Below are 790 nucleotides of genomic sequence, written 5' to 3'. Positions count from 1 at the left end.
TCCATACACACGTTAAAAAAACACTATTTTCAAATGTAAGCCATATAAATACCCAAGTATTTATATCAACACATTCTTCTCAAATTAGCTCAGTTTCTCAGATATCGGCGGTGAACGTACTAGCCAGGAAAAGATCAAAATCTGAAGTCTATCAACCTGCAAACGGCTTAAACACCCGTGATCTCGCCCGAATAGAACGCTATCTAGACGCCGTCAGAAGTACGTTACTGTTCGCAAAAGGTGTAATGCTGGTCGAAGGTGAAGCAGAACAGATACTGATACCAACACTTATCAAAAAAGTAACAGGTATATCACTGGACGAGCTCGGCATAAGTTTAGTCAGTATGGGCGGCACAGTCTTCAAGCACATTTCAGATTTATTTCACCAAGATCGCCTTCGTACATATTGCGCCATTTTAACGGATCGAGATGAAGCATACCTGACAGCACCAACAGTATTTGCAAATAAAAAAGATGTAGATCATTTAATTGCTGCTGACCGTGATGGCCTTCAAAGAAAAAATGAGCTCGACGCGTACATCACCGGAAATTCTTACACGCGCGCATTTTACGCACAAAACACTTTTGAAACCGAGTTATTAAACACAGCTCGTATGTATAATCACAACACAGATTTATTTCGTTCAACTTTACCACTTATATATGAACGACAATCCTTCATAACAGCTTATGAAAAGCATTTCACCTCAGCAGATGAGAGCGAAAGAAACCATTACGTCTTAAAACTAGCCAACAAAGTTGGAAAAGGATGGTTTGCTCTATTATTATC

The 790-nt window shown here is 39.4% G+C and carries 1 protein-coding gene; it reads left to right on the top strand.

Annotated features, from left to right (window positions below; genetic code table 11):
* Window positions 1–110: 110 nt before the first annotated feature.
* Window positions 111–790, top strand: a 680-nt coding sequence (locus INT12_RS30575; RefSeq protein WP_193059191.1) for an ATP-dependent endonuclease, incomplete at its 3' end; no start/stop codon positions are given.

Origin of the sequence: Pseudomonas sp. K8 (genome assembly GCF_014889455.1) — a bacterium.
In the GTDB taxonomy this organism is placed as follows: domain Bacteria; phylum Pseudomonadota; class Gammaproteobacteria; order Pseudomonadales; family Pseudomonadaceae; genus Aquipseudomonas; species Aquipseudomonas veronii.
Note: the sequence above shows the minus strand (reverse complement) of the source record. Positions and strands in the feature narration are given on the sequence as shown.